Consider the following 4,796-nt stretch of genomic DNA (forward strand, 5'->3'; position numbering starts at 1 on the left):
AATGTGGCCTCCGTCGTGAGCAGGACTGTAGAGCAGGAAACCTAAGCCGGTGTCCCCGCTCTCCCGGGGCCGGCGGAATTTAGTTGTTCAGCATGCGGTCGAAGCTTCCCGAGTCGCCATCCCGATAGTCGGCGGTCATCAGAATCTCCTGCGGAATGCGCCCGCCCTCGCGCAGCACATTGCGGAACTGCACGCGCGTGACCATGGGCAGATCCTTGATCGTCGCCGCCAAGTTCTGCGGCACGCCCTGGTTGGCAGCCGCGGGCTCGCACTCGCCGCCGGCCTTCACGCGACGCTTATGCTCGGCGAGCATGGCGCGGTACATGCCGGCATGCAGGCGAATCTCAACCACATTGGCATTGCGAGCCTGCTCGACGATGCGCGCGCCCTCGCGGTCGATATCGCCCACGTAGTAGACGTAGTTAAAGCGATAGCCGATCTCAGCCAGATAATCGTCCAGGGCATGCGAGACGCTCGCCTTGCATCCGCCGCCAAAAATCACGCCGCCCACCTTGATGCCAAAGAGCTTAGCGTGCTTGCGGCCGCGCAGGAGCTTGACGATCTCGTCATAGGTGTCCAGGTTCTCGACCATAATGAACGGCTTATCGGCGCCCAGCGTAAAGAAACCCGTAAAGTGCACGGGGCGGTTGGGGGCGACCTTAATCGCCTGCATGCTGATGCCCTTTTCGGTCATACGCCGAATTAGACGCTCGCCGTGCTTGCCGTCAAAAGCCTTCTCGTCGTTAAAAATCTGGTAGGCACGCTGGCGGCGCGAGGCAACCGGCGTATCGGCACCTCGGTTTTGCTCGATCCAAGCCTGGATGATTGCGATTTCCTCGGCAATCTTGCGGTTGGACATCTCGTTGTGCTGAGTGCGCTGCGGAGCCTTTTTGCCGTCCTTGCCCTCGACCTTTACGATCTGTGTCTGCTGCTCCTTGATCTTAGAGAGCGCCGTAGGCGTAGGGACAACTTTGAGCAGCTGCCTGCCTAAAACGCGGGCAAGGGCAAACGCCGATACCTCGCCATGGACGGCCGACTCGGGCTGCTGGGCAGCAGCATCTGCTGCGGCAGACTCCGGCTTCTTCTGAGACCTGCGCTTAGAATCGCCTTGGGAATTGCGCTCGCGCTTCGGCATAGACGCCTGCTTCTGCGGACGATCGGACTTGCTCTCCTTCGCCGGCTGGCGCTTAGGCTGCCCCGAAGAAACCTCGGCCTTCGCATCCTCGTCCTGCGGCGTGGTCTTCTCGGCTGCAGTCTCGGCATGGGAACTGCGACCCCCGCGATGGCGACGGCGGCGAGGCCTGCTCGACGCGCCCTGCTCCGTCTGCCCATCAGTAGGCTGCTCGCCCTTGGCCTCGGCAGCAACCTCAAGCTGCGGCTCAACAGGCTTCTGCTCGCGAGCCGCCGGCTCAACGGTTTTCTCGGTTTGTTCGGCCTTCTCGGCCTGAGCGGTCGGAGCCGGCTCGCCCTTCTCCTGACGCCTTACGGGATACGCGCGCCTCGCAAAACCACGCCCGGGACGGCATGAACCCGGAGCCTTCTTGGCAGACTCCTCAACATCGTCTGCAGCCTCGGAAGGCTCTTCAACCTCATGCGCGACATCCTGCTGCGCAGCCTTAAAGTGAGCACCGCGACGACGCTTGGGCTCTTGGGCCTCCACGGGCTTTTGCTCCTTCGCGGGCTTCTGCGACTCGGCAGCAACCTCGTTCTCAACAGCCTCGGCATCCGTCTCACCCTTTTGAGCAACGGCGCGACGGAAGCGCTCCTGCTGGGCGCGACGCTGCGCATCGCGCTTGCCACCCCCGCCAAAACCGCCGCGTCCTGCCTTGGCCGTAAAGGCACGCACGACGTTCTCATCGAGCAACTCATCGGTATCAACATGCTCACGCGGAGCAGCTTCTTCCACAGCAGGCACGTCAGCGGAATCCTCGACGACAAAATCTTCGACGGACTCAGCAGGCTGCTCCTGGGCATCGCGGATCTCGACATTGATGGTATAGAACGCCGGGCGCCCGTTAATGCCGCTGCCCTCGATCTTGGTCACGATATTTGCCGCGATAAGCTCATCGCGCATCGCCTTGGTGTCGCATTCCTTATCGACGGAGCGGAAAATCTGCGCCAGCGCGCTCGACTTAATCTTGAGCGCCTTGCGGCAGAGCAGGTCGTAGGCAACCAGCTTGGCGCGCTCGGCAGAAAGCGATGTCTGGCTGCTCAGACGCTCAGCCAGAGCATCGACATTGTTTTGATTATCGGAATATACCGTCTTGGCCACGGGGCCCCTTTCATATGCACACATATACGTCCATATGGTACAACGCACGAGCCTATCCACGCAAAACATCTGCGAGAACGCCCTTGCACCACCTGTTCTCACAAGAAAAAAGACCGGGTCCGCTTGATTGCGGACCCGGTCTTTCCGAGTCAAATAGATGGGAGATTCAACCCGTCCGACCGACTAGGCCTTGGCGGCCTCGGCGTCGGCAGGAGCTTCAGCGGCAGCGGCGCGACCGTACTCGGCCTTGCCCATCTCGGACCACTCGGGCTCCTCGTCGGGCATGGAGCCGGCCTCCTTGCCGAAGAACTCCTTGAGACAGTTGACGGCAACGATGAGGCCCAGGACCATCAGCAGGACGGCGAAAACGAGCTGCAGGCCCTTGGTGGCGGCGACGGAGACGGCGGCCGTGGTGGCGGTAGCCGGGATGGTGCCGAAGAAGCCGTAAGCCTGGACAGCGGTCATGCAGCCCATGGCGCTCTGGACCAGCGAGGTGAAGGTGCAGCAGAGCAGGAAGGCGACGGGCACGTAGAGCATCCAGCCCTTGCGGCCGGTGCACTTGCAGAACACGGCGAGGGTGATCATGGTCATACCGCCGAGCAGCTGGTTGGAAGCACCAAAGAGCGGCCAGATGTTGGCATAGCCACCAAAAGCAAGGGCGAGACCGGGAAGCAGGGTGACGACCGTGGCGAACCAGGGGTTGCCGAGAACCTTCATGTAGCCGGCCTTGGACTCGATGGCCAGGGCGTCGTTGGTCTGGGCAAAGAACTCGGAGAACGAGGTGCGGGCGATGCGGGCGACGGCGTCGAGCGAGGTCAGGGCCAGAGCGGAAACGTTCATGGTCATGAAGACGGTAGCGAGCGTACCGTCAACACCGAAGGCCTGCATACCGCGGGAGATGCCAGCGGCGAAGATCTGGAACGGGGTGGAAGCGACACCGGCGTTGAGGGCGCCAGTACCGGCGGTGTTCATATCGGAGAACATGATGCCGGCGACGATGATGGCAAGGATGCCGACGAAGGACTCGACGATCATGGCGCCATAACCGACCTTGACGGCGTCCTGCTCCTTCTCGACCTGCTTGGAGGAGGTACCAGAAGAAACGAGGCTGTGGAAGCCGGAGAGGGCACCGCAGGCAACGGAAACAAACAGGACCGGGAACATCATGCCAGAAGCGCTGGAGAAGCCGGTAAAGGCCGGAGCGGTGATGGTGGCCTGGCCGTTAACACCCAGGACGACGATACCGAGGACAGCGCAGGCGATCATGACGATCATCATGATGGAAGTGAGGTAGTCGCGAGGGGTCTTGAGCATCTGGATGGGCATGGCGCCAGCAAAGACCAGGTAGACCATGACAACGGCGAACCACTGGAACTTGTCCAGGTAGACCGGGAACTGCATGCCGACGGCAAACATGAGAACCATGAGCACCACGCCGGTGACGAACTCGGCAGCGCCGGTGAGGTTGAACTTCTTCTGGGCCCAACCAAAGGCGATAGCGACGAAGGTGAACAGGATGGAGATGGTACCAGCGCAGCCGGCGGCATAGGACTTGGTGAAGTCGATGGCACCGGTAGCAGCACCAGAAGCGTCAACGGCCGGGGTGAACATGAACGTCTTGCAGACCATGTCGGTGAAGGCGGCGATGACGATGATGCAGAACAGCCAGCAGAACAGCAGGAACAGGCGACGGCCGGTCTTGCCGATGTACTTCTCGATGAGCTGAGCGAGCGACTTGCCGTTGTTCTTCATCGAGGCGTACAGGGCGCCAAAGTCGTGGACGGCGCCAAAGAAGATGCCGCCGACGAGGACCCAGAGCACGACGGGCAGCCAGCCAAAGGCCATGGCGACGATCGTACCCGTGACAGGGCCAGCACCGCAGATCGAGCTGAACTGGTGCGAGAACGCGGTGAAGGCGGAGACGGGCGAGAAGCTCTTGCCGTCCTTCATGCGCTTGGCCGGCGTGAGGGCCTCTTTGTCAACGCCCCACTTGTTGGCCAGCCATCGGCCATAGCCCAGATAGCCGCAGGCGAGCACCGCCGCGGCCACAACCATGAGCAAAACTCCGTTCATTACATTTCCTCCTCTAAAAAGAACTTCTCAGACATAAAAAATGAGGGCCGTCGGTTGCGCTCGACGGCCCTCATCTTCATCAGCCGCCCGTTATCGTACGGGCTAGCTGTATGTGCTAACCCGCATCAGATAATTACTACGCTGATAATGTTTAGCTGATGCGTGAACATGTCTAAGAAATCCTCTTCAATCATGATGTGAACGATCCGTGCGTGTTCACATCCCCCAGTGGTTGAAAAGGAGTATGAAACTTTAGTTACCTAAAGTCAACGCAAATTTGTAATGAATTTTCAACTATTTTTGAATTTCTCGGTATAAAACGCCATTGACCTCGGACTTTACCCAACAAAAGTTTTTGCATGAGAGATGCCCCTCGGGAGCGGGCGGGCGTATACAAGGTTTCCTGCTCTACAGTCCTGCTCGCACGGAGAGCACATTAAGTGCTCTCCGG

General features: G+C 60.2%; 2 protein-coding genes. Both read right to left on the reverse strand.

All coding sequences use genetic code 11. The annotated features are described in order from the left end of the window. Positions 1-79 precede the first annotated feature (79 nt). Positions 80-2,272: a hypothetical protein gene (locus DWV20_RS09665; protein WP_158566377.1), complete on the reverse strand. Its 2,193-nt coding sequence runs from the start codon at positions 2,270-2,272 to the stop codon at positions 80-82. Between the two features lie 183 nt (positions 2,273-2,455). Then, positions 2,456-4,345 (reverse strand): carbon starvation protein A, encoded by a 1,890-nt coding sequence (locus DWV20_RS09670; RefSeq protein ID WP_118256885.1) that lies wholly within the window; start codon positions 4,343-4,345, stop codon positions 2,456-2,458. Between the last annotated feature and the right edge of the window lie 451 nt (positions 4,346-4,796).

Source organism: Collinsella sp. AF02-46-1, from assembly GCF_003465825.1.
Taxonomy (GTDB): Bacteria; Actinomycetota; Coriobacteriia; order Coriobacteriales; family Coriobacteriaceae; genus Collinsella.